Origin of the sequence: Desulfonatronovibrio hydrogenovorans DSM 9292 (assembly GCF_000686525.1) — a bacterium.
Lineage (GTDB): Bacteria > Desulfobacterota > Desulfovibrionia > Desulfovibrionales > Desulfonatronovibrionaceae > Desulfonatronovibrio > Desulfonatronovibrio hydrogenovorans.
Genome location: NZ_JMKT01000010.1, coordinates 249,441 through 273,262, shown reverse-complemented (window position 1 = coordinate 273,262; position 23,822 = coordinate 249,441). Strand labels below are relative to the sequence as shown.

The following is a 23,822-nucleotide window of genomic DNA, read 5'->3' as shown; positions in this document are numbered from 1 at the left end:
TTTTTGAAGAAGATACGCGGAATATTCATTAAGAACGATTATGAAATCGGCCTGCTCAGAGAGGCCAACACTATTGTGTCTCAGATTCTTGACCGGATTGAACAAAAAATCAGACCTGGAATCAGCACAATGGAACTTGAAGAGCTGGCCAATGAAATGTGCCTTGAATACAAGGTCAAGCCAGCTTTTAAAGGTTATCAAGGATTTCCTTATACCCTGTGTTGTTCATTGAACGAAGTGATTGTGCACGGTTTTCCGACCACCAGTCGACTCGAGAATGGAGATATTCTGAGTATAGACATGGGGGTTCAGCATAAGGGTTTTTTTGGTGACTCAGCCCGGACCTTTTCAGTCGGGGATGTGTCAGAAGAAGCCCAGAGGCTTATGGATGTGACAAGAGAAGCTCTGTACAAAGGGATTGAAGAGGCTCACCCAGGCAATGACCTGTACGATATTTCCTTTGCCATTGAAAAGCACGCCAAGGCCAACAACTGTTCAATAATCAAGAGATTTGTCGGTCATGGAATCGGTGCCAGCCTGCATGAAAAACCAGAGCTGCCCAATTTTGTTCCCAAGGGTGCATCCAGAATTAAGTTGAAAAAAGGAATGGTTCTGGCCATTGAGCCCATGCTGTCTCTTGGAAGCGACCAGGTGGTTATCATGCCGGACAGATGGACGGCCAAAACCAAGGACAACAGCCTGTCGGCTCATTTTGAGCATACTGTCGCTGTTACCAAGGACGGGCCGGAAGTTTTAAGTACGTCTAACTAGGTTTTCGGGGGAATAGATATCATGAAGGTAAGACCATCAGTTAAAAAGATGTGCGCCAAGTGCAAAATAATCAGGCGCAGGGGTGTGTTAAGAATAATCTGTGAAAACCCGCGTCATAAACAAAGGCAAGGATAGGTTAGTGAGGAAAAAATGGCACGTATAGCTGGAGTTGATTTGCCCAAGAGAAAGAAGATAGGTATAGCTCTAACTTATATCTATGGTATCGGCAGAACCACATCGCTTAAGATCCTGGACTCAACCGGTATTGACTGGACCAAAAGTACAGATGATCTGTCACCTGAAGAGGTGAACGTCATTCGTAATGAACTGGAGAGCAAGTATAAAGTTGAAGGTGATCTTCGCCGCGAAGTGACCGCCAACATCAAAAGACTGATGGATATTGGCTGCTATCGTGGACTGAGACACAGGAGGTCTCTGCCTGCTCGCGGTCAGAGGACTCATACCAATGCCCGCACCAGAAAAGGTCCCCGAAGAACCACCATTAAGAAAAAGAAGTAAGTACTGGAGAGCGTAGATGGCTAAGCCTAAAAAGACCAAGAAGAAAAAAGAGAAAAAGAATATCCCTACCGGGATTGTGCATATCAATGCTACCTTCAATAATACCATGATCACTTTTACCGACATGAGTGGTAATGTGGTCAGCTGGGCCAGCTCTGGCATGTCAGGATTTAAAGGATCCAGAAAGGGCACTCCCTTTGCCGCTCAGAAAGCTGCTGAAACAGCAGCCAAGCTTGCCCAGGACAATGGAATGAAGACAGTAGGAATACTTGTTAAGGGCCCAGGATCAGGCCGTGAATCTGCCATGAGAGCGATCAATATTGCCGGGTTTAAGGTTTCCTTTATCCGGGACATAACACCGATACCCCACAATGGGTGCCGCCCCCCCAAACGGCGCAGAGTTTAATCAGGAGGTATGAAAATTGGCCAGATATACTGAATCCAAGTGCAGAATCTGCCGCAGAGAGGGAACAAAGCTTTTTCTCAAGGGCGATCGCTGTTATACTGATAAGTGTGCTTATGATCGAAGAGCTTATCCTCCGGGAGAGCATGGTCGGGCTCGAAAAAAGTCCAGTGACTACGCCCTGCAGCTCAGAGAGAAGCAGAAGGTCCGCAAGATGTATGGTTTACTGGAAGGGCAGTTTCGGAAATATTTTGAACTGGCTGACTCCAGAAAAGGCGCTACAGGTGAAAACCTTTTGACCATTCTTGAGAGAAGACTTGATAATGTAGTCTACAGGGTTGGTTTTGCCCATTCCAGGACACAGGCCAGACAGCTGGTAAGACACGGACATATCCTGGTCAATGGTCGTCGGGTGAACATTCCGTCTTTTATTCTCAAGATCGGTGATACTGTGACCGTAGCTGAAAAAAGCAGGAAGATTCCCGTTATCCAGGATGCTCAGGATGTCCTTGCCCGCAGGGGTGCGCCAGGCTGGGTTGAAGTGGATGGCAGTGAATTTAAGGGCTCCATTAAGGCCCTGCCTGTACGCGACGATATCACCTTCCCCATCAATGAGCAGCTCATAGTTGAGCTTTACTCCAAGTAATCCTTCTCGGGCCGGATTTTGATCCGGCCCAGCAAAGATTTTTTATAGATCAAAGGTGCTGAAATGATAATTCAAGCAAGTGACAAACTTATCAATACGCGAAACTGGTCAAATCTGGTTAAGCCCGAGCAGCTGGTCAGGGATGCCAAATCACAGGGTGATTATGGTAAGTTTGTTTGTGAACCCCTTGAAAGGGGTTTCGGCACGACTCTCGGAAATGCTCTCCGGCGGGTCCTGCTTTCATCTCTGCAGGGTGCAGCCATTGTAGCCATCAAGATACAGAATGCGCAGCATGAGTTCACGACTATTCAGGGCGTAGTTGAGGATATTACAGATATAGTACTTAACCTCAAGCAGGTCAGGTTTGCCATGACCACGGATGAGCCTCAGCGGATTCAACTCATTGCCAATAGCAAGGGTGAGGTGACTGCCGCAGCCATCAAAGCAAATCAGAATGTTGTAATACTGAATCCTGACCAGCATATAGCAACTATGACCGAGGATTTTGATCTGGTCATTGATATTGAAGTGCGCATGGGCAAAGGCTATGTCCCGGCTGAGATGCATGAGCCGGTCAGTGATGAGATCGGACTGATCAACCTGGATTCTTCTTTTTCGCCTATTAAAAAAGTTGCATATACTGTTGAACAGGCCAGAGTCGGACAGATGACCAACTATGACAAGCTGATTCTTGAAATTTGGACGGACGGATCTTTACAGCCTGATGATGCCCTGGCCTACAGTGCGAAAATCTTGAAGGATCAGCTGTCCGTATTCATTAATTTCGATGAAAACGAGACTGATGTGTGTGTGACCAGTTCCAAGAATGAGGAAGAACTCGATCCCAATCTGTTTAAGACCATTGAAGAACTAGAACTTCCTGTGCGGGCCAGTAATTGCCTGCGTAACGCTGGAATCCGTCTGGTTGGCGAACTCGTTCAAAAGTCGGAAAACGACCTTTTAAGGACCAAAAACTTTGGACGCAAGTCGCTGGAAGACATCAGACGGGTTATTGAAAATATGGGGTTTGGCTTTGACACCCCCATAGATAATTTCGAGCAAAAATATCAAGAATGGCAAAAGAGGAAAGAGGACGATGAGACATAGAAAATCCGGCAAGAAACTCGGACGTACCTGGGAGCACAGGAAAGCCATGTTTAGGAATATGGCCAAGTCCCTGATAGTGCATGAAAGAATAAAGACTACCACCCCCAAGGCCAAGGAACTTTCCAAGATAGTTGACCGGCTTGTCACCTTGGCGGTTCGAAATGACCTCAGCGCCAGGCGTCAGGCATATAAGGTCCTTGGAAATCACGGCCTTGTGCAGAGGCTTTTTAATGAAATCGGCCCTAAATTCAACGGAGCAGGTGGCGGATATACCAGGATCGTTAAGTTTGCCACGCCCAGAGTAGGTGACAACGCGGCTATGGCCCTGATTGAGTTTACCTACCTTGGGGCTGAACAAGCACTTTCTTCAGACCCAAAGCCTGATAAGGCCATTTTGCCTGCAGCAGATAAGTCCGTAGAAGAGCAGGATGCACCAGTTCAGTCTGAGACTGTTGAGCCACAGCCAGAAGCTGGTGTAGAAGCAGATGCAGGAGAAAAACAGCCTGACCCTGAAGATACTGTTTCAGCTGAGACTTCTGAACAGGATATACCTGCTGCCGACCCCCAGGATGAACCGGCAGATATTCCTGCAGAGTCTGAAAAAGACCAGGATCAGGAAAAAAAATAAATAAATCCGGGAGAGGCTAGTCCTCTCCCTTTTTTTGCACTTATCTATTGATTTTAGCTATGGTAGGCATAGCTTTGACTCAAATACAAGGAATGACCAATGGATTTCAGAAAGCTGCAGGCATTTGCCAGAGTTTATGATTTACAGAGCTTTTCCAAGGCTGGCAAAGATCTTTTTCTTTCTCAGCCAACCATCAGCACTCATGTTCTGAGCCTCGAAGATCAGCTTGGGGTGAAGCTTTTTGACAGGATTGGACGGACCGTGATGCCGACTCAGGCTGGCCAGGTCCTTTACAGTGGCGTGCAAAGGATGTTCAGGATGCTTGAGGAGACCAAGGCCGACATCCATGATCTCAAAAACCAGGTCTGCGGACAGGTTGTTGTAGGAGGGAGTACCATTCCCTCGAACTATCTTTTGCCATCGGTCATTGCTGACTTCAGAAAAAAATATCCTGAAGTCTGTATTGATCTCCGTGTAGGGGACTCAATCAAAGTCTGTCAGGATGTGCTTGCAGGTGAGCTGGACTTTGGAATGGTTGGTGGCTTTGCCGACCATTTTGACCTTGAACATGGTCTGCTCATGCGTGATCTGCTTGATGTCGTGGTCAGCCCGGAAATGAAGCTTAATATTAGTGGGCAGATCCGGCCTGAGGATTTGAAGACCATCCCCTGGGTTTTGCGGGAAAAGGGTTCTGGAACCAGACAGGCCTTTGAAAATTCCATGATTGATTGCGGCATATCTCTGCAGGAACTCAAGACCTCAACCATGGTTCAGTCCACTGAAGCCCTGGTCAGGTGCGTTCTGGCCGGAGTCGGAGCAGGAGTAACATCGCGGTTGGCTGTAAAAAAGCACCTTGAATCCGGAGAGCTGGTCTCTCTTGATGTCAAGGGTCTGAATATCAAGAGAAATTTTTATATTATCAGGCACAAGCGCCGAACCCTTTTCACCTGCGCCAATATCCTTATTGACAATATCAAAAGTCATATCAGAGATAATGGTTATAAGTTTTAAAATGAGCCTACCCTGGTTGGCCGGTCATTGCATTTTTTCATTAATATTTTGAATTCGATCAGATGGTAGAATTGGTCAAGGTTCATGTCAGCAGTGGGGCACAATCTGAAACCCACACATTCGACCCAGGCAGGACTCTGGCCCTGAACCTGTTTGTCCATGGTTATTACTCAGGCGTTGCCCTGTGTTCAGGCATTGGAAACTGCGGGAAGTGCCAGGTTCTGTTCAGAAGCAGCTCCCCAGCTCCGACATCCAAGGATCTGGATTTCTTTTCCCCCTGGCAAATCCGCCAGGGAATGCGTCTGGCCTGCTCACATTTTCCTGGAACAGGCCAGCATATTGAAGTTTTTCCTCAGAAGCAGGAGGAAGAGCCAGTCCCGGACATTTTGGATAGTGCTGCTGGAGCTGGCATTGACATCGGCACCACGTCCATAAAATGGAAAATATTTAACTCTGGTGGTGGCGGTACTTCTGGAAAGACAATCAATCCTCAGATGGGAGCCGGTCCGGATGTCATGTCCAGGTTATCCTTTGCCAGTGAAAGCAGTCAGAATATGGGCCTTTTGACCGGGCTGATCAGAAGTGAGATCGGCGCAATCCTGAACAATGCAGGATATCTTGGAGATGATGTCTGCATCACCGGCAATCCGGCCATGATTTATTTGCTTTTAGGCCGGGACATATCCGGACTCAGCACTGCCCCCTACACCCTGGAATACAAGGCCGGCCAGCTGGAGAAGCTTGCCGGAACCTCGATTCAGGCGTATATCCCGGCTTTATTTTCACCTTTTGTTGGAGCTGATATCAGTGCCGGGCTTACTTACCTTCTGCAGTGCGTCAGGCCCGAGTATCCGTTTCTGTTTGCAGATCTTGGCACCAATGGTGAGCTTGTTCTGGCCCTTTCGCCCGACTGCTTACTGGCCACTAGCGTGGCCCTGGGTCCTGCTCTGGAAGGTATCGGCCTCAGGTTCGGCAGCCCCCATGCCAGGGGTGTGGCTGCCAGGTTTGTTCTGACCAAAGATGGTTTAGGCCTGCCTGAAGACTGGAAGGGCCGGGTGTCGGGCAGCGGGTACATATCTTTAGTTGCGCATCTGCTCAGGCTGAAGGTTCTGTCAGCCCAGGGTCATTTTCAGAACCCGGTTAATCCTCTGGCCAGCAGAGTGTCAACCGGGATCAGAGACAGGAGGTTATGGCTGGGCAGTGATTTTTTTCTCGGGGCCAGGGATATTGAGGAGATTCTCAAGGTCAAGGCCGCATTCAGTCTGGGTTTGTCCTTTTTGTGTACCAGGGCGGGCATTTCTCCGGAAATGCTTAAGAAAGTCTGTATCGGGGGCGACCTGGGAAGACATGCTGACCCGGCCGACCTGGAGACTCTGGGCTTTTTTCCCTCTGGAACCTCACATAAATGCCAGATCCTCGGCAACACCTCCCTGCTGGGGGCGGTCCTTTTGGCCAAGAGAGGCGATTTCAGGATGGAAAATCAAAGACTTGGTCAATGGGTGGAAAGTATCAATATGGCGGATGATGAAGAATATCTGGCCGGTCGCTTCGCCAGGCACATGATTTTTGATTATCCAGAATTAGGGACCAGGTCAGCTGGATGATTTTTATTGATCTTGGACTGATGGACTATAATGAAGCCTTCCAGATCCAGCTTGAGGCTCTTAAAGAGGTAGTTGACGGGGGGGCGGAGCGGGTCTTTCTGCTGGAGCATTATCCAGTGATAACCCTTGGCAGAAACCGGACTGCAGCCAACCTGCTGGTGACTGAAAAGGAGTTGCAGGCCAGGGGAGTGGATCTGGTCAAGACATCCAGGGGAGGGGATATAACCTGTCATTTTCCTGGTCAGCTGGTGATCTACCCCATTTTGAGAATTGAAAAACAACCCGGCGGACTTAAACAGTTTTTCCTGAACCTGGAGTCGGCAGTGATAACTACTCTTGCCTGTTATGGAATTAAGGCTGTCAGGAAAGAAGGCCGATCAGGTGTCTTTGTTCAGGATCGCAAAATCGCATCTACGGGTATTGGCGTAAAGAAATGGACTACCTATCATGGTCTGGCCCTGAATATCTTCCGGGATCTGGAGTTGTTCGAGCTGATCAACCCCTGTGGGGTGAGCGGGGGAAAGACGACTTCAGTCCATCTGGAGCTTGACAGTTGTCATCCGGACATGGCCACTGTTAAAAATGATGCTGCCTCTGCCATGAAGAATATTTTTATGAAATAAGCATTGGATAGACAAACCATGAGCTATAAAGAACAGGTTGATGGAAAACCTGACTGGCTGAGGATAAAGCTGCCTGAAACGGACAATTTTGCCAGGGTCAGGAAAAGTCTTGACAGATTGCATGTGGAGACTGTCTGCAGGAGTGCCAAGTGCCCCAATATTTTTGAATGCTTCAGCCGTAAAGTGGCTACCTTTTTGATTCTTGGTCCCAGCTGCACAAGAAGATGCCTGTTCTGCAGTGTGGAAAAAGGACGGCCCGAACCTGTCGGTCCTGATGAACCGGAACGGATATCCAGGGCTGTGTCTGTTCTGGGACTCAAGCATATAGTTATAACCTCGGTAACCAGGGACGATCTGGCTGATGGAGGGGCAAGACAGTTTGTCAAGGTTTTAAGGAGGCTTAGAGCAGATCATCCAGATTCAATCCTGGAAGTCCTGATTCCGGATTTTCAGGGAAGCACTGAGGCCTTGGATGCTGTACTGGACAGCAGTCCTGACGTGCTGGGACACAATATTGAAACTGTCCGGCATCTGTATTCCAGTGTTCGTCCTCATGCCGATTATAGGCTGAGCCTTGGTATTTTAGAACGGGCAGCAAAATTTGCGCCTCAGGTCAGGGTTAAAACCGGAATGATGGTGGGTCTTGGAGAAAAGGATGAGCAAGTCTTAGAAGTGATCAAGGATGTTCAGGCCTGCGGAGGTCAGGTCATGACCATAGGTCAGTATTTGAGGCCTGCAAAGATGAATCGGCCTGTGGACCGCTACGTAGATCCGGAGACATTTGCATACTATGCACGGGCAGGCCGGGAAGCAGGGCTTGAGATGTTCTGCGGTCCTTTTGTCCGGAGCAGCTATCACGCTGACAAGCAGACCTGTGGAACAATTTAAACGGTCTTGTGCCGCTTATAAGCGGCACAAGACCTGATGGGTCTAAAGGCTTAGCGGTTTCTTCCGCCTCCCCTGGGCTTCCTGCTGTCACCACCCCGTCCCCTTGGCCCGGGCTTGAAGGCGGCTGATTCAAGGTCGAATTTTTCTCCGTTTTCCTCCATGATTACCGCCATTCGGCTGAGACGGACCTTGCCCCGGTCTCCAATCTCAATGACCTTTACCTTGATGGTGTCACCAATTTTGACCACATCACTGATTTTTTCCACCCGTTTGGTGTCAAGCTGAGAGATATGGACCAGACCGTCAACTCCGGGCAGGATTTCGACCACAGCACCGAAGTCAAGAATTCTTTTAACTTCACCCTCATAATCTTTGCCAAGCTCAGCTTTCTGATTGAAGAACAGGATCATTTCCTTGGTTTTTTCAAGTATCTCCTGGGTCGGTGAAAAAACGGTTATTTTTCCGGAGTCTTCAATGTCAATGGAGGATCCAGTTTCTGCGGTAATGGCTTTGATGTTTTTCCCTGAAGGCCCGATGACGTCCTTGATCTTGTCCGTATCCACATAAACTACCTCTGTTTTGGGAGCGTATTTGGAAAGCTCGGACCTGGGCTTGTCAATGACCTGGTTCATGGAGTCAAGAATGGTTTTTTTAGCTGCGCTGGCCTGTTCAAGGGCTTTGTACATCACTTCCATGGGTATCCCCGGGATCTTTATGTCCATCTGAACCGCAGTGACCCCTTCATAAGTGCCTGCGATCTTGAAATCCATGTCCCCAAGATGGTCTTCATCACCCAGGATGTCTGTGAGGACCAGGTATTCCTCTCCTTCTTTGATCAGCCCCATGGCTATCCCGGCAACAGGCTCGGAAATTGGTACCCCAGCATCCATAAGGCATAATGTGCCACCGCATACGGTGGCCATGGAGGAAGAACCATTGCTTTCCAGGACCTCGGAAACAATGCGGATAGTAAAGGGAAAGTCTTCAGCCTGAGGCAGGACCGGGGTCAAAGCCCTTTCAGCCAGCATACCATGGCCAATTTCTCTTCTGGAAGGTCCTCTCAGGAATTTAGTCTCACCAACGCAATAAGGGGGAAAGTTGTAATGAAGCATGAACCGCTTACTGCTGTCCCCAGCCAGGGTTTCAATGCGTTGTTCATCGGAACTGCTGCCAAGGGTGGTTACACAAAGGGACTTGGTTTCCCCTCTGGCAAAGATTGCAGAGCCATGAGTCCTGGGCAGCATGCCGATTTCCATGGTCAATGGCCTGACTGTTGTCAGGTCCCGCCCATCGATTCTGGTTTTTGTCCTAAGAATTTTTTCTCTGACAATATTCTTTTCTAGCTCTTCGAGAATCTTAAGAGCTTTGACCAGATTTTCCGGTTCTTCAGTCAAGTTCTGGGCCAGGGATTCCTGAACTCTGCTCATCACTTCTCTTTTGGCTTCTTTGCGTTCCATTTTGGATGGAATGAAAAGAACCCTGGAAAGGTCATCAGCAGCCAGATCAGAGACCATTTTTTCAAGAACAGGATCATTGTCAGGCTTTGGCTCAACCAGTATCTTTTCTTTTCCACACACTTCACGCAGTTTTTCCTGAGCCTCAATGATGGGCATGATTTGTTTCTGTCCCCAGTTGATGGCTTCGGCAATCAATTTTTCCGGCAGAAAATCAGTGAAACCTTCCACCATGACTACTCCATCCCTGGTAGCTGCGACAACAAGGTTTAAATCGCTCTGCTCCAGAAGCTTTTCACTGGGATTGATAACGAACTCACCATCAATATACCCGATCCTGGCCCCTGCAATTGGGCCGGAAAAAGGGATCTTGGAGATATGCAGAGCTGCAGAGGCCCCGCTGATGGCCAGGATATCCGGATCGTTCTGGGGATCAGCTGAAAGAACCGTAGCAATAACCTGTACCTCCTGCCTGAACTCGCCTGGAAAAAGAGGACGGATGGGCCGGTCTATAAGCCTGGAAGTGAGGGTTTCCCGGTCACTGGGTCTACCGATTTCTCTTTTGAAGTATCCTCCGGGTATCCTGCCGGAAGCATAGGACATTTCCTGGTAGTTCACGGTCAATGGGAAGTATCCGGGATCGTTCTGCATGGGCTGGGTAACGGCTGTAACCAGAACTATGGTGTCCCCGCTCTGGACCACGACTGATCCGTCAGCCTGATTGGCCATCTTGCCGGTTTCAAATGTAATTTCGCAGTCACCGGCAGATGCATTAACCTTGATTGTTTCAAATTTGTTTTCCATTGTTGTGTATTCCTTTAAACTGTAAAAAATTGGAGGGACCTGAGCTCAGAGCATTCAAGCCCCGTGCATATCCGGATCATCAGTGCGGATAGAATGGCAGAACCAGAGGAAGGCGCAGGTGCTCTTGGCGTGACCACCTGCGCCTGAAACGGATGTTACTTTCTAAGGCCAAGACGAGAAATGATCTCACGATATCTTTCAATATCTTTTTTCTTAAGATAGTTGAGCAGGTTTCTTCTCCTGCCCACTAACTTGAGCAGCCCGGTCCTGGAGTGGAAGTCCTTTTTGTGCATCTTGAAGTGATCAGTAAGATACTTGATCCTTTCGGTCAGCAGGGCTATTTGTACTTCCGGCGAACCAGTGTCGTTGTTGTGTTTTTTGTACTCCTCAATAACCTTGGCCTTTTCATCGGGATTCATGACCACAGCGATATCCTCCTTGATAGAATGTCGAATTTAATTGGTCCACAGACCGCGTTTCACGGTCCACACATGTTTGTCCCCCTTGCCGGGTTCCAGTCTGGCCAGAGCTTCCGGTGTTCCGTCTTTGGAAGTCATCAAGGCCATGCCGTTTTTGTCCGGTTGAACTCCTGGAAAAAGATCTGGATCCAAGGGTCTGCCGTTCCTGACATACTCCTGAAGTTCCTGATCCAGAACCAGCCTTGGCCAGTGGGCCAGAGCTCTGGAGATGGGCAGGGAAAATTTCTGCCAGCTGTCGCTTTTAAGCAGCAGATCCAGTTCAACGGCCTTGTCCAGGTCAAAGGGGTGACTTTGTTCCCGGATTAATTCCGTAAGCACAGCTCCGCATCCAAGTCGTCTCCCCAGGCTGTGGGCCAGGGAACGTACATAGGTGCCAGCTGAGCAGGTAATCCGGAAACTTGTCAGGGGGATGTCCACTTCAATGGCCTCCGCCCTGAAAACTCTTATTTTCTTAATCTTGACCGGGACCGTTTGTCCAGCCCTTTGCAGGGCATAAAGAGGCCTGCCCTTGTGTTTGGCTGCTGATACCGGAGGTACCTCCTGGGAAGTCTGGTTTTCCCATTGGGCAATTTCTCTGGCAATATCGGTCCTGGTGATCCCGGACAGGTCAAATTCTTGAATGACCTGGCCCTGAATGTCGTAGGTATCTGTTTCCAGACCCAGCCGCAAGGTCCCTTTGTAAGTTTTTTGTCCCTCCATGATATAGTCGGCCAGCTTGGTGGCCTGCCCCAGGAGAACCACCAACACCCCGGTGGCCATGGGATCCAGGGTTCCTGCATGTCCGATTTTTCTAATCCTGAATTTTCTTTTGATCCTGTTCAGACAGTCAGCCGATGTGGGGCCATGGGGCTTGTTAATAATAATTATTCCGTCATTCATGATGCGAGGTGGCTGGAAACAGTATTGAGCAGCATCTGCCTGGCCTGGTCCATGTCGCCTTCTAATATACCTCCGGAGGCATTTTTATGGCCGCCTCCGCCGAGTTCCCCGGCCATGACCTGCACATTGATATCTCCTTTGGAACGCAGGCTGAATTTGATCCTGCCCGGATCATCTTCGCGCAGGGATACGGCAACTCTTACGGTTTTGACGTTCCGTAAAGTATTGACCAGTCCTTCGCAGTCGTCCGGGCTGGCCCCGGTCTCTTCCAGCATCTTTCTGGAAACCGAGATAATACCCAGCTGCCCGTTTAGATGAAATGAGGCCCTTTGCATGGCCATGCCGTGCAGATGGAGCCTGCCTATGGTCCATTGGTTCAGGATTCTGGGGTTTATTTCACCTGGCTTGATACCGTTGCGTACCAGTCTGGCTGAAAGATCCAGGGCCTTGTCAGTGGTATTGCCGAAGCTGAAAAAACCTGTGTCTGAGACCAGGGCCAGATATATTCCCTCAGCCATTGGACCAGACAGATCTATACCCAGCCTGTCGGCCAGACGGCCCACCATCTCTCCAACAGATGATGAAGCAGTATCTATCCAGTTGATTGCTCCGAATCCGGGATTTCCTGAATGGTGATCAATGTTGATTATGGGTTCAATGTTTTTGCCGGGAATCATCCTGCCTGAGCGCTGGATGTCTCCGCAATCAAGCATGATTATCCAAGAGTGCCTGCCGGGTTCATACTCATGCTGGACCTTGGCAGGCATATCCACCCAGCTGAATTTTTCCGGGACTGGGCTTTCGCAGAAAATGGAAATTCTTTTGCCCAGTCTGGCCAGAAGGTGTCCAATCCCAGCCATGGAACCCACGGCATCGCCATCCGGGTTGACATGTGAGGTTATCAAAAAGTCATCTTCTGACTCAAGGATCTCGGCGATTCGATCAAGGCTTTCCATCGTACACCATCTCTTGGACAAAGCTATCCCATACAAATCTCAGCTCAGGTACATAGCGCAGCTTGAGATTTTTGCCCAGAGCCGTCCGGAAAAAACCTTTAGCCTTTTCCAGACTCTGATCCAGTTCTTTGGACTGGCCCTGGTAATGAGTGTAAAGGATTTCAGCAATGCTGAAATCCTTGTTCAGACGGACTCCGGTAATGGTCAAGAACTCAAGCCGGGGATCCTGGGTTTCCCGGACAATAACTCTGCCCAGTTCACGCATGATCTCGTCAGCCATTCTTGATGAACGTCTTGTTGATGAGCGTCGCATATCAGGCTCCGAAAATATCGGTGGTTACATCAATGATTTCATCGGTACTTACAGCCTCTACCATGGCCAGAGCCTTACCCAGGATCTCTTCGACCCTGTTTTTCTGGTTGGCCAGAGTAACCATTCCGATCTGCAGGTGGTTCAGGTTGTCCTGGTAACCTATTTCAGCAACAGCCACGTTGAATTTGTTTTTAAGCTTCTGTTTGAGGCTATTGCTGATCTTTCTCTTGGTCTTGAGGGATGTTATCCCGTGCAACCGGAAGTTTATTTGTAAGATTCCTATGAGCATTATATTCTGGCTTTATCTTCATCACCCCTCCGGCCAGCCGGAAGGAGTAATGAAATGCAGTTAACCAGTTGGAGTCAGGAGATTAAAGAGTTGCCTTTTCTTCCACCTCTTCAAAGGCTTCAATTATGTCTCCGATCTTGAGGTCATTGTAATTTTCAAGCCCGGCCCCACATTCGTAGCCCTTGGTGACTTCCTTGACATCCTCCTTGAATCTTTTCAGGGAACTCAGCTTGCCAGTGTAGATGACGACCCCGTCCCTCAAAAGCCTGACCTTGGCATTGCGGGTAAGCTTGCCATCAGAGATCATGCAGCCTGCAACCGTTCCCACCTTGGGGACGCTGAAAGTCTGGAGTACTTCAGCCTGGCCCAGGTACTGCTCCTTAATAATGGGCGCGAGCATCCCGGCCATGGCATCTTTGATGTCGTTGACCAGGTTGTAGATAATGTCATAAAATCTGATCTCCACATTTTCCTGTTCCGCCACATCCTTTACCCTGGCAGTAGGCCGGACATTGAACCCGATGATAATGGCGGATGAAGCAGAAGCAAGCAGGATGTCTGACTCTGAAATAGCCCCTGCCCCAGCGTGGATTATATTGATCTTGACCGCATCTGTGGATTGCTTATGCAGGGCTTCAGAGATGGCCTCAAGGGAGCCCTGAACGTCGGCCTTGAGAACTAAGTTGAGATTGAGTACTTCACCGTCAGCCTTGGAAGCAAGGAAGCTTTCCAGAGTGATCTTGGACTCTTTGGCCAGGTCTTTTTCCCTTTGCTTGGTTTGCCTGGTATCTGCAATCTTTCGGGCGATCTTGTCATCTTTGACCACCACAAATTCATCTCCAGCCTCTGGTACGCCTTCAAACCCCTGGACTTCCACCGGAGTTGAGGGTCCAGCCGTGCTGATCTTCTGACCCTTGTCATTGAACATGGCCCTGACTTTACCGTGATAAAGTCCGCAAACAAAAGGGTCTCCCTGTTTCAGGGTTCCGGCCTGAACCAGCAGGGTGCCGATGGCACCCCGACCTTTATCCAGCCTGGCCTCAACAATGTGCCCAATGGCATTTTTGTCTGGATTGGCCTTGAGTTCCAGGACTTCGGATTGAAGGACCACCAATTCCAGCAGTCCGTCTATGCCAGTCTTGTTCTTGGCAGAAACTTCGGTATATATGGTGTCTCCGCCCCATTCCTCAGGCACCAGACCGAGTTCGGCCAGTTCACGTTTAACCCGGTCAGGATTGGCTCCTTCCTTGTCCATCTTGTTGACAGCGACCACGATGGGGACCTGGGCCGCTTTGGAGTGGTTGACCGCCTCTCTGGTCTGGTCCATGACTCCGTCATCAGCCGCTACTACCAGGATGACGATGTCAGTGACCTGGGCTCCTCTGGCCCGCATGGCGGTAAACGCTTCATGGCCGGGAGTGTCCAGAAAGACCAGATCTCCTCTTGGGGTGCTCACGTAGTAAGCCCCGATATGCTGAGTAATCCCCCCGGCTTCGCCTGAAGCGATTTTGGATTTGCGGATAGCGTCAAGCAGTGAGGTTTTGCCGTGGTCAACGTGCCCCATGATGGTAACCACCGGAGACCTGGGCTTGAGATCCTTGGCCTCATCTTTTTCTTTGGGGAGTATGAATTCCTCTTCTGAAAAACCAGTTTTTTCCACCTCATAGCCGTATTCAGCTGCAATGATGGCCGCAGTGTCCAGGTCAACGGACTGGTTGATAGTGGCCATGATCCCCAGCCCCAGGAGGGTCTTGATGAGATCCTGAGCCTTGATGCCCATCTGTTTGGCCAGATCGGCCACCCGGATGGCCTCGTCGATTTTGATTTTTTTCTTGGAAGTCTTTACCGGCTGCTGGGCCTTGGCTTGTTCTTCAAGTTTATCTTTTTTCTCTTTAAGCAGCTTGACTTTTCCACCGGTCTTGTCGGCCACCGCTGTGGATTTCTTTTTCTTGAAGCTTATGGCTGCCTTTTTGGATTCCTGGCTGTCCTGGTAATATTCCTTGAAGTCCACAACCCGCTTGTCTTTCTTGCCTTTTTTCTTTTTGCGCTTTTTCTTGGAGTCTTTTGACTCATCTTCTTCCGCTGCTGCCGGGGTTGCTGGCATAACAGGTTCCTGGATCAAGGCAGATCCAGATTCTTGGGGTTCAGGTGCAGGTTCAGGCTTGGATATGATCCTGACCTTGGCTTCAGCAGGCTTTTTTCCGGACTTTCTGAGGGTTTTCTTTTCCGGAGTTTTTTCCTGGTCCAGGACCAGGGGTTGATCTTCAGGCACGGATTCATCTGCTACCGGGGTTTTGTCTGGGGATTCCACCTTGGTATCTGCTTCAGGGGTTTGCTCTTCCTGGGGGGCAGTTTTGACTGGTTCTGGATCAGCACCCTCCACCTGAGCTGCCGGCTTCACCTCAACCTGCTCAGCGTCTTTTTTCTGAGCCTCTTGGGGTTCAGGGGCTGGTTCTGGCTTCTTTTCAACAACTTTTTTCCTTCTTCTGACAATGACACCGGTCTTGGCCACCTTCTGGGTAACCTTTTCCAGAGAGGCTGAAGCGTGTTTTTCCCGGACCATGGCCACCTGCTCATCTTCCAGACTGCTCATGTGGCTCTTGACCGAGATATTCAACTCCCTGAGAAGCTGGATGAGCTCTTTATTGGAGATACCCAGCTCTTGGGAAAGCTCCCTGACTCTTGTTTTATTCGACATTACTTGCTACCCCCTTGCACTTACGAATCCATCCCCTGAATCCAGCAATCTTTTCCGCGCAGGTCAAATCCCTGCATGTGTAAAATCCGCGTGCCTGAATCGTACAGTCAGGATCAGGCACAAGCCCTTGGGTTAAGTCCCCAGGGCAGGCATATCTCAAAAGCATAGATTTCGGTTTTTTTCTTCTGCAAATTACGCATGTCCTTATGGGAACATGATTATTCATGACAGTCCGCAATAACTAAGCTATTTATCTCCTGATTCTTCAGGATCGGCTTCTGATTCAGAACCGGTCTCAGGCGGTTCTGAATCACCATCCAGTGCTGGAGAATCATCCTGTTCATCAGAGTCTAAAGGCTCGTCAGGCTGGTTATTCCTGGGAGCCAGGAAATTGATGGCACTTTTGAGATTGGCCAGACTTTCGCTGGAAAGCCCCAGCTTCTCCTGCAGCTCTTGGTCTTCAGTGTCAGAGAGCTGCTCAAGGCTCTCAAAACCCTGCTTAATAAAATCGTTGATGGATATTTCAGCGGCACTGGCCAGCTGTTCCATTATCTGCTGATGTTCATTAAGCTGACCATATCTGGTTTCAGTGAAAACATCTATTTTCCACCCCAAAAGGGTAGAGGCCAGCTTGACGTTCTGCCCCTTCTTGCCAATGGCCGGAGTGAGCTGATCGTCGGGAACCACGACCTCCAGAGTTTTCTCCTCTTCATCCACCGTGATCCTTGATATTCTGGCTGGAGAAAGGGCGTTGGCCGCATATGTGGCAATGTCCGGCTTCCAGACCACGATATCGATCCGTTCACCCTTCAACTCCTGGACAATATTCTGGATGCGCGAGCCCTTGACTCCAACACATGCACCTACCGGATCAACATCAATATCCTTGGACATAACCGCAACCTTGGCCCGTTTGCCTGGATCCCTGGCCACGTTCATGATTTTGATGGTTTCGTCTGAAACCTCTGGCACTTCACGTTTAAAAAGGGCGATCATATAGTCGGGGTGAGATCTGGATACAACAATCTGGGGAGTCCGGCTCTCCTTGCGCACATCAATGATGTACGCCTCCACCCGGTCACCCCTGTGGAATCTTTCTTTGGGGATCTGTTCAGCCCTGGGCAGTACAGCTTCTGTCCTGCCCAGGTTGATAATCCAGCCGGAACGATCCCTACGCTGGATGATGCCGCTGATGACCTCACCGATCCGGTCCTTGTACTCTTCATATATTATTTCCTGTTCAGCGTCCCGCATCTTCTGGATGAGCACCTGTTTGGCAGACTGGGCTGCTATTCTGCCCAGGTCCTTGACATTCAGAGCAAATCCGATTTCATCGTCCAGCTGGACGTTGGGGTCGTGCTCCAAAGCATCCCGGAGCAGGATTTCATTGTCAGGATCACTGATTTCATCCACCACTATCTTATACTGGTAAACCTCAATTTCTCCGGTATCCTCATTGAAGTTGACCTCGATATCCAGCATGTTGGCGTACTTTTTGTTGACCGAGGTGCGGACGGCCTCTTCCAGCGTGTCCACCAGCATATCCCTGTCAATACCCTTGTCCTTGCTGATCTGGTCGATAACTTTTTTTAGTTCCAGGCTCATAGCCTTCCTCCATGAATAATATTCCAGCAGCTGTTTATGATTTGGCGCTGCTTTTCAAACACCTCAGCCCGATTACCCGGTCAGCCTGATTTTTTCAGCATCATCCCAGTCAAAATCCCAGGAGTCACCTGATTCAGACTGAATGACCAGCCTGTTCTTTTCAACTTTGATCAGGGAACCTGAATAATTCTTCCTGCCTTGTCTTGGCTGGTTCAGGGTTACTTTCAATTTCTGTCCGATAAATTTTTCCATTTGAAAAGGATGAAAAAAGATCCTGTCAATACCGGGTGATGAAACTTCAAGGGTGTAAGATCCAGGTACAATATCTTCCACGTCCAACACCACGCTTATCTGTCTGCTGAGTTCAGCGCATTCATCTATGGACACGCCTTGGTCAGAGTCGACAAATATCCTGACTATTCCTTTTTTTCCACCTGGTCCTGGAAAGTATTCAACACCCCATAGCTCAAGACCCAGAATCCGAGAATTGGTCTCAGCCAGTTGGATGATTTTTTCTTTGGTTTCCTGATGATTATTCATGCATATCCACCTGTTATCAAAAAAAAAGTGGACCTAAAGGTCCACCCCAGTAAACAATCCAGTAAAGCTTGGAGTGGAGCGGGTGACGGGGGTCGAACCCGCGACACCAAGCTTGGGAAGCTTGTACTCTGCCAGCTGAGCTACACCCGCTCAAACAGATCTTTTCCGCTGAAATCAATCAGCTGGGTAAAGACCGGGTGGTTCCAGTGAGAGATTTGTCGCCTTGGGGCGCGGAACCAGCAAGTAAATAAACTTTATTGATTTAACTTTTGATAATTGTCAAGGGGGAAAACCGGTCCCGGTCATGGTTGGGGCCTATTATTTGAGATTTAATTCCTGAAAAGGGATTTTATGTGTTCTTCCAGTTCATGCAGCCTTTTTTGGTGGGAGAGCTGGCGATCAAGTACATGGATCTGCAGCAGATCTTCTTTAAGTTGAACACTGGCTGTTCCAGGAAGAAGGCTGACCACCCAGATAAAGATCACCCTGGCTGTGGGGTGTTCTAAGCTGATGGAATACTGGAAAAAGCCTGTCCGCAAGGGCATGGATGGCCTGATTGCCCTGGAGGCAACGTCTATGCCGCCCATTATGGACAGATGTACAAAAAACGGAATAAAGGAAAGAAGCCCCCTTAAACTGATTTTCTGAAAAGGGACAAGCAGGGCACTGAGCAAGGCAGCAGCTGAAATAAAAAAAAATGCTGCCCAAGGCTCCCGCCACTGTCCTTCGGAAAGCCCCCACCAGATAATTCCAAAGATGAACCATCGAAGAAGAACACTCTTTAGAAAAGGAATGGTCCGGCCATATCCGGAAAAAAGTCTTGAGCTGTCGGTTCTGTTCAATGGGTATTCCTGTTGGTTGAGGTCTTATGTTCCGGACTAGCCACTGGGCCGCCAGTCAATCATGGCCAGAGTGGTCAAGACCAGGATCAGCAGCATGAAAAAGAAGCCAAAGCAGGTCCATGCCCCGGCTTTTTTCTCCAGTTCATGGGAGTTACGGACTACGGTGCTGCTTCTTATTATCCAGTCAGTGTACCTGGTAAAGTTCATTTTAACCAGGTCTGAATCAAAAACAGTACTTTGCCTTAGCCTGGAATTAAGATGGTGCCAGGCAGCATCGATCAGCCCAGCCATGTCCGGCAGAAATTTCATAGTCCTGAAGGATATTTTTTCCACAGTCCGGCCGAAAAAAAGATAAACTGCCCCTCCCAGCAGTATCGGCCAGATCGAAGCTAGAATAATTTCTTTTGTCAACCATGTTCCCGGATGACCCGGAAACAGGACTGTAAATATCAAAGGAAGACTTAGAACGGCCCCTACAAGCAGCAGCCAGGAAAAAAGCTGAAGAGCAGGCCCTGGTTCAAATTTTGCGATCCGGGTTGTTTGTTTTAAAAAATGGAACATGAGCAAGGTGGTCAGGACTGAAGATAGGAAAAGCGGGGCAGTGGTCAGCCAGGATATTCCTGCGGTTGTCCCGGCCTCTTTGAGCAGGTGCTTGGCTCCTGATCCGCCGGTCATGGGGAAACCGGCCAGGACCAGAGCCGGGATTGCCAGAAGCAGGATCAGGACAGGCTTCCCCATGACCGGCCAGCCCCAGGATTTTAAAATGGAAACACCAAGAAAAAGGGCACACTTGGCCAAGCCGTGGCTGAGAACCAGCAGGGCCAGGGCTGACCAGGCCAGAAGCCATTGAGATTCGTGGTGCAGGACCATTCCAAAGGCAAAACTGATCAGACCCATCTGACTTATGCTTGAATATGCCAGAATGATTTTGGGATTATCCTCCCTGAGCCCGGCCAGCACCCCGAACATGGCTCCACCCAGACCCAGGATCATGAATGCCCATCCCCACAAAGTTAAGGAAACATGACCTACTGGAAAAAAATTAATCCATCCCAGGAGTCCGGCCTTGATCATGGATGCACTCAGAACAGCACTGGCCGGCGTGGGAGCCGCCGGGTGGGCAAGGGGGAGCCAGCAGTGAAGAAAGATCAGCCCGGCCTTGATTCCAAAGCCGACGAAAAAAAGCCAGTATATTGCATGATATTGGGATATTTCAGAAACCGCCCTGGTGATATCTGTAAAATAATGTCCGGTGCTCATGGAAACAGCCATCATCAACCCGGCGATCAAGAGACCTTCACCCAGTACAGCCATTATCAGATATATCCGGCCGGCCCTTTGGGCCGGATGACTGCCTGAATGGACCACCAGGCTGTAGGCTGAAAACGTCATCAGGGCAAAAAAGGCATAAAACGAGACAGCATCCCGGGCTGCCACCAGGCCCAGGTTTCCGCACATGGCCAGCAAAAACATGGCTCCAAAGCCGGGCCGGGAAAGATTGTTTCTGGCTCCCAGGGATGTGAATAGTCCTGCTGCGGTCCACCCCAGGGCGGTAACCAGCAGAAACGGGGCTGTTAAAGGGTCGATTCCGAACTTCAAGCCCAGCAGGAATATCTCAGTTTCAAAAAAGAATGTATAAGGTGCAGTCAGAGCAAGGATGAGCGCAGGCAGGGCTGCTGCTCCCAGAAGTCGGAACCCAAGGAGGGGACCTCTTGAAGGGATCAGGTACAGTGCAGCAATCACCAGGGGGAAAAACACAGCCAGAAGCCAGGTCATGGATACACCCCCATGCCCTGGGCGATCTGTTTGGCAACACCCAGGGGGCTCCATTCCCAGCCTGCCAGGATCCCAGCCAGAAGAGCCGCTGCAGCGGTTATAAGGGGAGGCAGGAGCAGGGTCCAGGGTGCTTCAAATCTGGAAGGCCTTAAGGTCTTCCACTCCTTGTCCGGATGTTCAAACCACATGGCATGGATTACCGGGAGAAAATAAGCCGAGTTCAGAATGCTGCTTAACACAAGTACAGCCAGAATCCAGTCCTTCCCCGCGTCCAGGCCTCCGATTCCCAGGTACCATTTGCTTATGAAGCCAGCCAGTGGTGGAACCCCGATCATGCCAAAGGCCGCAATGGTGAACAGACCGGCAGTAACAGGCATACGCCGGGCTACTCCCTTTATATCCCGGATCTTGTGCAGGCCAAGGGTTTCAGCGATATTTCCGGCGCAGAAAAAAAGAGTGATTTTCATCACCCCCTGGTGAACCAAGTGAACAATTGCTCCAACCGTGGAAAAGGGAGCAATGACAGCCGCGCCAATGGTTATATAAGAGACCTGGCTGACTGTGGAGTAGGCCAGCCTTTTTTTCAGGTCGGTCTGGTAAAGAGCCCGTACCGAGCCAAAGATGATGGTCAGGGCTGCGGCACCGGCCAGAGGGGCCAGCAGACCAAGGAAGCCCGCAAAATCGCGACCAAAAACATCAAATACAACCCGGACAATCCCAAAAGCACCGGCCTTGACCACGGCAACAGCATGGAGCAGGGCTGAAACAGGAGCAGGGGCCACCATGGCCACTGGCAGCCAGCCATGCAGGGGAACCAGAGCGGCTTTAACGCCCAGGCCCACGATGAGCAGCAGAAAAATAATGGACAGAGTCCTGTGGTGTTCAGAGCCCAGGCCTTCCAGTATTCCCGTGTCAATGAAGTCCAGAGGTCCGGCAATCACCTGGAGCCAGACCACGCCCACAAATAAGAATGAACCGCCCAGAATGGTGTACCAGAGATAGGTCCGTCCAGCCTCCAGGGCTGTCCTGGTCTCTCTGTGGACCACCAGAGGATAGGTGACCAGGGTCAGGAATTCATAAAAAATAAAAAAAGTTATCAGATTTCCGGCCAGGGCGATTCCAGTGCTGGCTGTGACGCATAAACTGAAGAAGCCGAAAAAGCGGCTCCTGTTGGGTGATCCTTCCAGGTAGCCCACGGCATAAAGGGTGGTTACCAGCCAGAGGTTGCTGGACAGACTGACAAACATCAGAGAAAGAAAGTCCACCCGGAGCACAAAATCAAATCCCAGACCCATGCTGAAGCTGACCTCATGGGCCTTGTCCAGGACCAGGAGTCTGAACGCCATGTAGTGGACAGCCACTACCTTGAAGGCGGCTGCCAGAAGGTTCAGCACGGTCCTTAGACCGGTGCTTTCTTCCTTGAGGAAAAAGATGATCAGTCCGGTGATCAGGGAGCTGGACAGAACCAGGATTGGCAGCCAGAAACCGAGGTCCATTATGGTGATCCTCCAATGATTTCAAAACTCATCCGGTTTTCCAGCATAAAAATAACTTCTTCGGCCCTGAAACCTATGAGGATGGAGAAAATAGCCAGCAGAAGGGCTGATTTTTCCATCAGATATGATACAGGCAAACAGCATACGGAGTTCTCATCGGAAATAAAGGTATGGGCCAGGATCTTGAAAATATAGGCAGCAGTAAGCAGGCCGCCCAGAACCGGAGCAGCAGCCAGCCACCATTGACCACTGGCCAGGATGGATTGCAAAAGCATCCATTTGGCCACAAACCCTCCACTGGGTGGAAGGCCCATCAGGCTGACGCCGGCCAGGCCCAGAGTGAAGGTGGTCATGGGCAGTCTTCCGGCGATATTGCGCATGGATCTGATATTGTCGGTTCCACTGGCCTGGATAAGGTTACCTGCAGCCAGAAAGAGAGCTGCTTTGGCAAGTCCGTGGGAAATGGTCTGGTAGGTACATGCTGTCCAGGCCTCTGTCTGCCAGGCTGGGTCAGCAGATACGAACATCAGCGGGAACAGGATAAACAGATAACCAATCTGTCCGATGCTGGAATAGGCAATGATCAGCTTGAGTCTGTCCTGGATGATGGCCTGGTAGGAACCCCAGATTACGGCTGCAAAGCCCAGCCCTCCCATTACCGCGGCAACTGGCGGATTGATGATGTTGCCGGCAAAGGCTGAAAACCAGAGTCTGAGCAGCAGGTAAAAAGATCCTTTGATGACCAGGGCTGAGAGGACGGCACTGACTGGAGCCGGGGCTTCGCCATGGGCTGGCGGCAGCCAGAAATGAAACGGGAACAGGGCGGTTTTCATGATCAGGCCAACGGTCATCAGACCCAGAGCCGCTGCCATGAGGGGATCTCCGGGTTCGGCTGCGGAAATAAGAAACATGTCCAGAGTTCCTGCCTGGGCATAAATGAATCCGATTCCCAGCAGAAAAGCCATGGATCCGGCCATGGCCACCAGAAAGTAGCGCAGTGCAGCCACCAGGGATGCCCTGCTTCCGGAAAGGGCAGCCAGGGCGGCCGCGCTGATGCTTATCAGTTCCAGGACTACATAGGAGTTGAAGATGTCTGAAACAAAGAACAATGTATTCAGTGCGCCCCATAAGAGCAGCCACAGGGGCCAGAAGTGGGCGGCCTGATCCCTGCTGCGGCCAAAGGAAAATTGAGAAAAACTGTAAAGGCTGACCAGAAAACCCACCAGACCGGTCATAAGAATAAAAAAAACAGACAGGCCGTCAATGTGCAGGCCAATCCCCAGGGGTTCCACCCATCCTCCCAGGTGTCGGCGGATTGCCCCATGGAGGTAAATGTCCCTGGCCAGCAGAACAGAGATCATCAGGACGGAACCTGCGCTCAGCAGCCCTGGCCAGCGTCGCAGCTGGCCGGGAAGGAACAGGCAGAGCACTGCTCCGGAAAAAGGAATGAGAACCATCAGTTCAAGCATGGTTTCTGGTGCTGATCAGACC

25 protein-coding genes and 1 tRNA gene are annotated in these 23,822 nt (G+C 50.1%); 11 read left to right on the top strand and 15 right to left on the bottom strand.

Annotation, left to right across the window (positions count from 1 at the left end; translation table 11 throughout):
• Positions 1–3 precede the first annotated feature (3 nt).
• The 11 genes from map (at position 4) to lipA (ending at position 8,200) form a co-directional block, all read left to right on the top strand.
• Positions 4–771, top strand: coding sequence for a type I methionyl aminopeptidase (map, locus tag P771_RS0109140; RefSeq protein WP_028574908.1), 768 nt, complete (start codon positions 4–6; stop codon positions 769–771).
• Positions 772–792: 21 nt separating this feature from the next.
• Entirely contained in the window at positions 793–906 is a 114-nt protein-coding gene (gene rpmJ, locus P771_RS18695; protein ID WP_084301789.1) for a 50S ribosomal protein L36, read from the top strand.
• A gap of 15 nt (positions 907–921) precedes the next feature.
• Positions 922–1,290, top strand: a complete 369-nt coding sequence (gene rpsM / locus P771_RS0109135) for a 30S ribosomal protein S13 (RefSeq protein WP_028574907.1) — start codon at positions 922–924, stop codon at positions 1,288–1,290.
• Positions 1,291–1,306: 16 nt separating this feature from the next.
• On the top strand, positions 1,307–1,696 hold the full coding sequence (rpsK, locus tag P771_RS0109130; RefSeq protein ID WP_028574906.1) for a 30S ribosomal protein S11: 390 nt from the start codon (positions 1,307–1,309) through the stop codon (positions 1,694–1,696).
• Positions 1,697–1,712: 16 nt separating this feature from the next.
• Positions 1,713–2,339: a 30S ribosomal protein S4 gene (rpsD, locus tag P771_RS0109125; RefSeq protein ID WP_028574905.1), complete on the top strand. Its 627-nt coding sequence runs from the start codon at positions 1,713–1,715 to the stop codon at positions 2,337–2,339.
• Between the two features lie 63 nt (positions 2,340–2,402).
• The gene (locus P771_RS0109120) at positions 2,403–3,446 is read left to right on the top strand and encodes a DNA-directed RNA polymerase subunit alpha (RefSeq protein ID WP_028574904.1); all 1,044 of its coding nucleotides are present in this window, start codon (positions 2,403–2,405) and stop codon (positions 3,444–3,446) included.
• Positions 3,436–4,074, top strand: a complete 639-nt coding sequence (gene rplQ, locus P771_RS18690) for a 50S ribosomal protein L17 (RefSeq protein ID WP_084301787.1) — start codon at positions 3,436–3,438, stop codon at positions 4,072–4,074. The genes P771_RS0109120 and rplQ overlap by 11 nt, the downstream gene beginning before the upstream one ends.
• A 99-nt stretch (positions 4,075–4,173) precedes the next feature.
• Positions 4,174–5,085: a selenium metabolism-associated LysR family transcriptional regulator gene (locus P771_RS0109110; protein ID WP_028574903.1), complete on the top strand. Its 912-nt coding sequence runs from the start codon at positions 4,174–4,176 to the stop codon at positions 5,083–5,085.
• A gap of 62 nt (positions 5,086–5,147) precedes the next feature.
• Positions 5,148–6,689, top strand: a complete 1,542-nt coding sequence (locus tag P771_RS17070; RefSeq protein WP_051617234.1) for an ASKHA domain-containing protein — start codon at positions 5,148–5,150, stop codon at positions 6,687–6,689.
• Positions 6,686–7,312, top strand: a complete 627-nt coding sequence (gene lipB / locus P771_RS0109100; RefSeq protein WP_028574902.1) for a lipoyl(octanoyl) transferase LipB — start codon at positions 6,686–6,688, stop codon at positions 7,310–7,312. The genes P771_RS17070 and lipB overlap by 4 nt, the downstream gene beginning before the upstream one ends.
• An 18-nt stretch (positions 7,313–7,330) precedes the next feature.
• Positions 7,331–8,200, top strand: coding sequence for a lipoyl synthase (gene lipA / locus P771_RS0109095; protein WP_028574901.1), 870 nt, complete (start codon positions 7,331–7,333; stop codon positions 8,198–8,200).
• Between the two features lie 50 nt (positions 8,201–8,250).
• On the opposite strand, the gene pnp is transcribed toward lipA, so the two are convergent.
• From pnp to P771_RS0109025, 15 genes are all read right to left on the bottom strand, one after another.
• Positions 8,251–10,458, bottom strand: a complete 2,208-nt coding sequence (pnp, locus tag P771_RS0109090) for a polyribonucleotide nucleotidyltransferase (protein WP_028574900.1) — start codon at positions 10,456–10,458, stop codon at positions 8,251–8,253.
• A 155-nt stretch (positions 10,459–10,613) separates the two neighbouring features.
• Complete coding sequence (rpsO, locus tag P771_RS0109085; protein ID WP_422614947.1) at positions 10,614–10,877, bottom strand: 30S ribosomal protein S15; 264 nt, start codon at positions 10,875–10,877, stop codon at positions 10,614–10,616.
• A gap of 36 nt (positions 10,878–10,913) precedes the next feature.
• Positions 10,914–11,816, bottom strand: coding sequence for a tRNA pseudouridine(55) synthase TruB (gene truB, locus P771_RS0109080; protein ID WP_035244163.1), 903 nt, complete (start codon positions 11,814–11,816; stop codon positions 10,914–10,916).
• Positions 11,813–12,772 carry a DHH family phosphoesterase gene (locus P771_RS0109075; RefSeq protein ID WP_051617233.1) on the bottom strand — a complete coding sequence of 320 codons (960 nt, stop codon included), beginning with the start codon at positions 12,770–12,772 and terminating at the stop codon, positions 11,813–11,815. Before P771_RS0109075 ends, truB begins: the two co-directional genes overlap by 4 nt.
• A complete protein-coding gene (rbfA, locus tag P771_RS0109070; RefSeq protein WP_028574896.1) occupies positions 12,759–13,085 on the bottom strand; it encodes a 30S ribosome-binding factor RbfA in 327 nt (108 codons plus the stop codon). The genes P771_RS0109075 and rbfA overlap by 14 nt, the downstream gene beginning before the upstream one ends.
• A 1-nt stretch (position 13,086) precedes the next feature.
• Positions 13,087–13,374, bottom strand: a complete 288-nt coding sequence (locus P771_RS0109065) for a DUF503 domain-containing protein (RefSeq protein WP_028574895.1) — start codon at positions 13,372–13,374, stop codon at positions 13,087–13,089.
• Between the two features lie 82 nt (positions 13,375–13,456).
• Entirely contained in the window at positions 13,457–16,072 is a 2,616-nt protein-coding gene (infB, locus tag P771_RS0109060; RefSeq protein WP_028574894.1) for a translation initiation factor IF-2, read from the bottom strand.
• Positions 16,062–16,298 (bottom strand): YlxR family protein, encoded by a 237-nt coding sequence (locus P771_RS18685; RefSeq protein WP_084301785.1) that lies wholly within the window; start codon positions 16,296–16,298, stop codon positions 16,062–16,064. The genes infB and P771_RS18685 overlap by 11 nt, the downstream gene beginning before the upstream one ends.
• Before the next feature lie 20 nt (positions 16,299–16,318).
• Positions 16,319–17,677, bottom strand: coding sequence for a transcription termination factor NusA (gene nusA, locus P771_RS0109055; protein ID WP_028574893.1), 1,359 nt, complete (start codon positions 17,675–17,677; stop codon positions 16,319–16,321).
• A 72-nt stretch (positions 17,678–17,749) separates the two neighbouring features.
• Positions 17,750–18,217: a ribosome maturation factor RimP gene (rimP, locus tag P771_RS17065; protein WP_035244161.1), complete on the bottom strand. Its 468-nt coding sequence runs from the start codon at positions 18,215–18,217 to the stop codon at positions 17,750–17,752.
• A gap of 74 nt (positions 18,218–18,291) precedes the next feature.
• Positions 18,292–18,367, bottom strand: a tRNA-Gly gene (locus tag P771_RS0109045).
• A 179-nt stretch (positions 18,368–18,546) separates the two neighbouring features.
• On the bottom strand, positions 18,547–19,059 hold the full coding sequence (locus tag P771_RS0109040) for a Na+/H+ antiporter subunit E (RefSeq protein ID WP_051617232.1): 513 nt from the start codon (positions 19,057–19,059) through the stop codon (positions 18,547–18,549).
• A gap of 36 nt (positions 19,060–19,095) precedes the next feature.
• Complete coding sequence (locus P771_RS17060; RefSeq protein WP_051617231.1) at positions 19,096–20,835, bottom strand: complex I subunit 5 family protein; 1,740 nt, start codon at positions 20,833–20,835, stop codon at positions 19,096–19,098.
• Complete coding sequence (locus P771_RS0109030; RefSeq protein WP_028574891.1) at positions 20,832–22,331, bottom strand: complex I subunit 5 family protein; 1,500 nt, start codon at positions 22,329–22,331, stop codon at positions 20,832–20,834. The genes P771_RS17060 and P771_RS0109030 overlap by 4 nt, the downstream gene beginning before the upstream one ends.
• Entirely contained in the window at positions 22,331–23,800 is a 1,470-nt protein-coding gene (locus P771_RS0109025; RefSeq protein WP_028574890.1) for a complex I subunit 5 family protein, read from the bottom strand. The genes P771_RS0109030 and P771_RS0109025 overlap by 1 nt, the downstream gene beginning before the upstream one ends.
• Between the last annotated feature and the right edge of the window lie 22 nt (positions 23,801–23,822).

Bases quoted from the DNA above. Each gene is read 5' to 3' on its own strand.
- rpmJ (WP_084301789.1), top strand. From the start codon at position 793: ATGAAGGTAAGACCATCAGTTAAAAAGATGTGCGCCAAGTGCAAAATA.
- rpsM (WP_028574907.1), top strand. From the start codon at position 922: ATGGCACGTATAGCTGGAGTTGATTTGCCCAAGAGAAAGAAGATAGGT.
- rpsK (WP_028574906.1), top strand. From the start codon at position 1,307: ATGGCTAAGCCTAAAAAGACCAAGAAGAAAAAAGAGAAAAAGAATATC.
- P771_RS0109120 (WP_028574904.1), top strand. From the start codon at position 2,403: ATGATAATTCAAGCAAGTGACAAACTTATCAATACGCGAAACTGGTCA.
- rplQ (WP_084301787.1), top strand. From the start codon at position 3,436: ATGAGACATAGAAAATCCGGCAAGAAACTCGGACGTACCTGGGAGCAC.
- P771_RS0109110 (WP_028574903.1), top strand. From the start codon at position 4,174: ATGGATTTCAGAAAGCTGCAGGCATTTGCCAGAGTTTATGATTTACAG.
- P771_RS17070 (WP_051617234.1), top strand. From the start codon at position 5,148: ATGGTAGAATTGGTCAAGGTTCATGTCAGCAGTGGGGCACAATCTGAA.
- lipB (WP_028574902.1), top strand. From the start codon at position 6,686: ATGATTTTTATTGATCTTGGACTGATGGACTATAATGAAGCCTTCCAG.
- lipA (WP_028574901.1), top strand. From the start codon at position 7,331: ATGAGCTATAAAGAACAGGTTGATGGAAAACCTGACTGGCTGAGGATA.
- pnp (WP_028574900.1), bottom strand. From the start codon at position 10,458: ATGGAAAACAAATTTGAAACAATCAAGGTTAATGCATCTGCCGGTGAC.
- rpsO (WP_422614947.1), bottom strand. From the start codon at position 10,877: ATGAATCCCGATGAAAAGGCCAAGGTTATTGAGGAGTACAAAAAACAC.
- truB (WP_035244163.1), bottom strand. From the start codon at position 11,816: ATGAATGACGGAATAATTATTATTAACAAGCCCCATGGCCCCACATCG.
- P771_RS0109075 (WP_051617233.1), bottom strand. From the start codon at position 12,772: ATGGAAAGCCTTGATCGAATCGCCGAGATCCTTGAGTCAGAAGATGAC.
- rbfA (WP_028574896.1), bottom strand. From the start codon at position 13,085: ATGCGACGCTCATCAACAAGACGTTCATCAAGAATGGCTGACGAGATC.
- P771_RS0109065 (WP_028574895.1), bottom strand. From the start codon at position 13,374: ATGCTCATAGGAATCTTACAAATAAACTTCCGGTTGCACGGGATAACA.
- infB (WP_028574894.1), bottom strand. From the start codon at position 16,072: ATGTCGAATAAAACAAGAGTCAGGGAGCTTTCCCAAGAGCTGGGTATC.
- P771_RS18685 (WP_084301785.1), bottom strand. From the start codon at position 16,298: ATGAATAATCATGTTCCCATAAGGACATGCGTAATTTGCAGAAGAAAA.
- nusA (WP_028574893.1), bottom strand. From the start codon at position 17,677: ATGAGCCTGGAACTAAAAAAAGTTATCGACCAGATCAGCAAGGACAAG.
- rimP (WP_035244161.1), bottom strand. From the start codon at position 18,217: ATGAATAATCATCAGGAAACCAAAGAAAAAATCATCCAACTGGCTGAG.
- P771_RS17060 (WP_051617231.1), bottom strand. From the start codon at position 20,835: ATGACCTGGCTTCTGGCTGTGTTTTTCCCCCTGGTGATTGCTGCACTG.
- P771_RS0109030 (WP_028574891.1), bottom strand. From the start codon at position 22,331: ATGGACCTCGGTTTCTGGCTGCCAATCCTGGTTCTGTCCAGCTCCCTG.
- P771_RS0109025 (WP_028574890.1), bottom strand. From the start codon at position 23,800: ATGCTTGAACTGATGGTTCTCATTCCTTTTTCCGGAGCAGTGCTCTGC.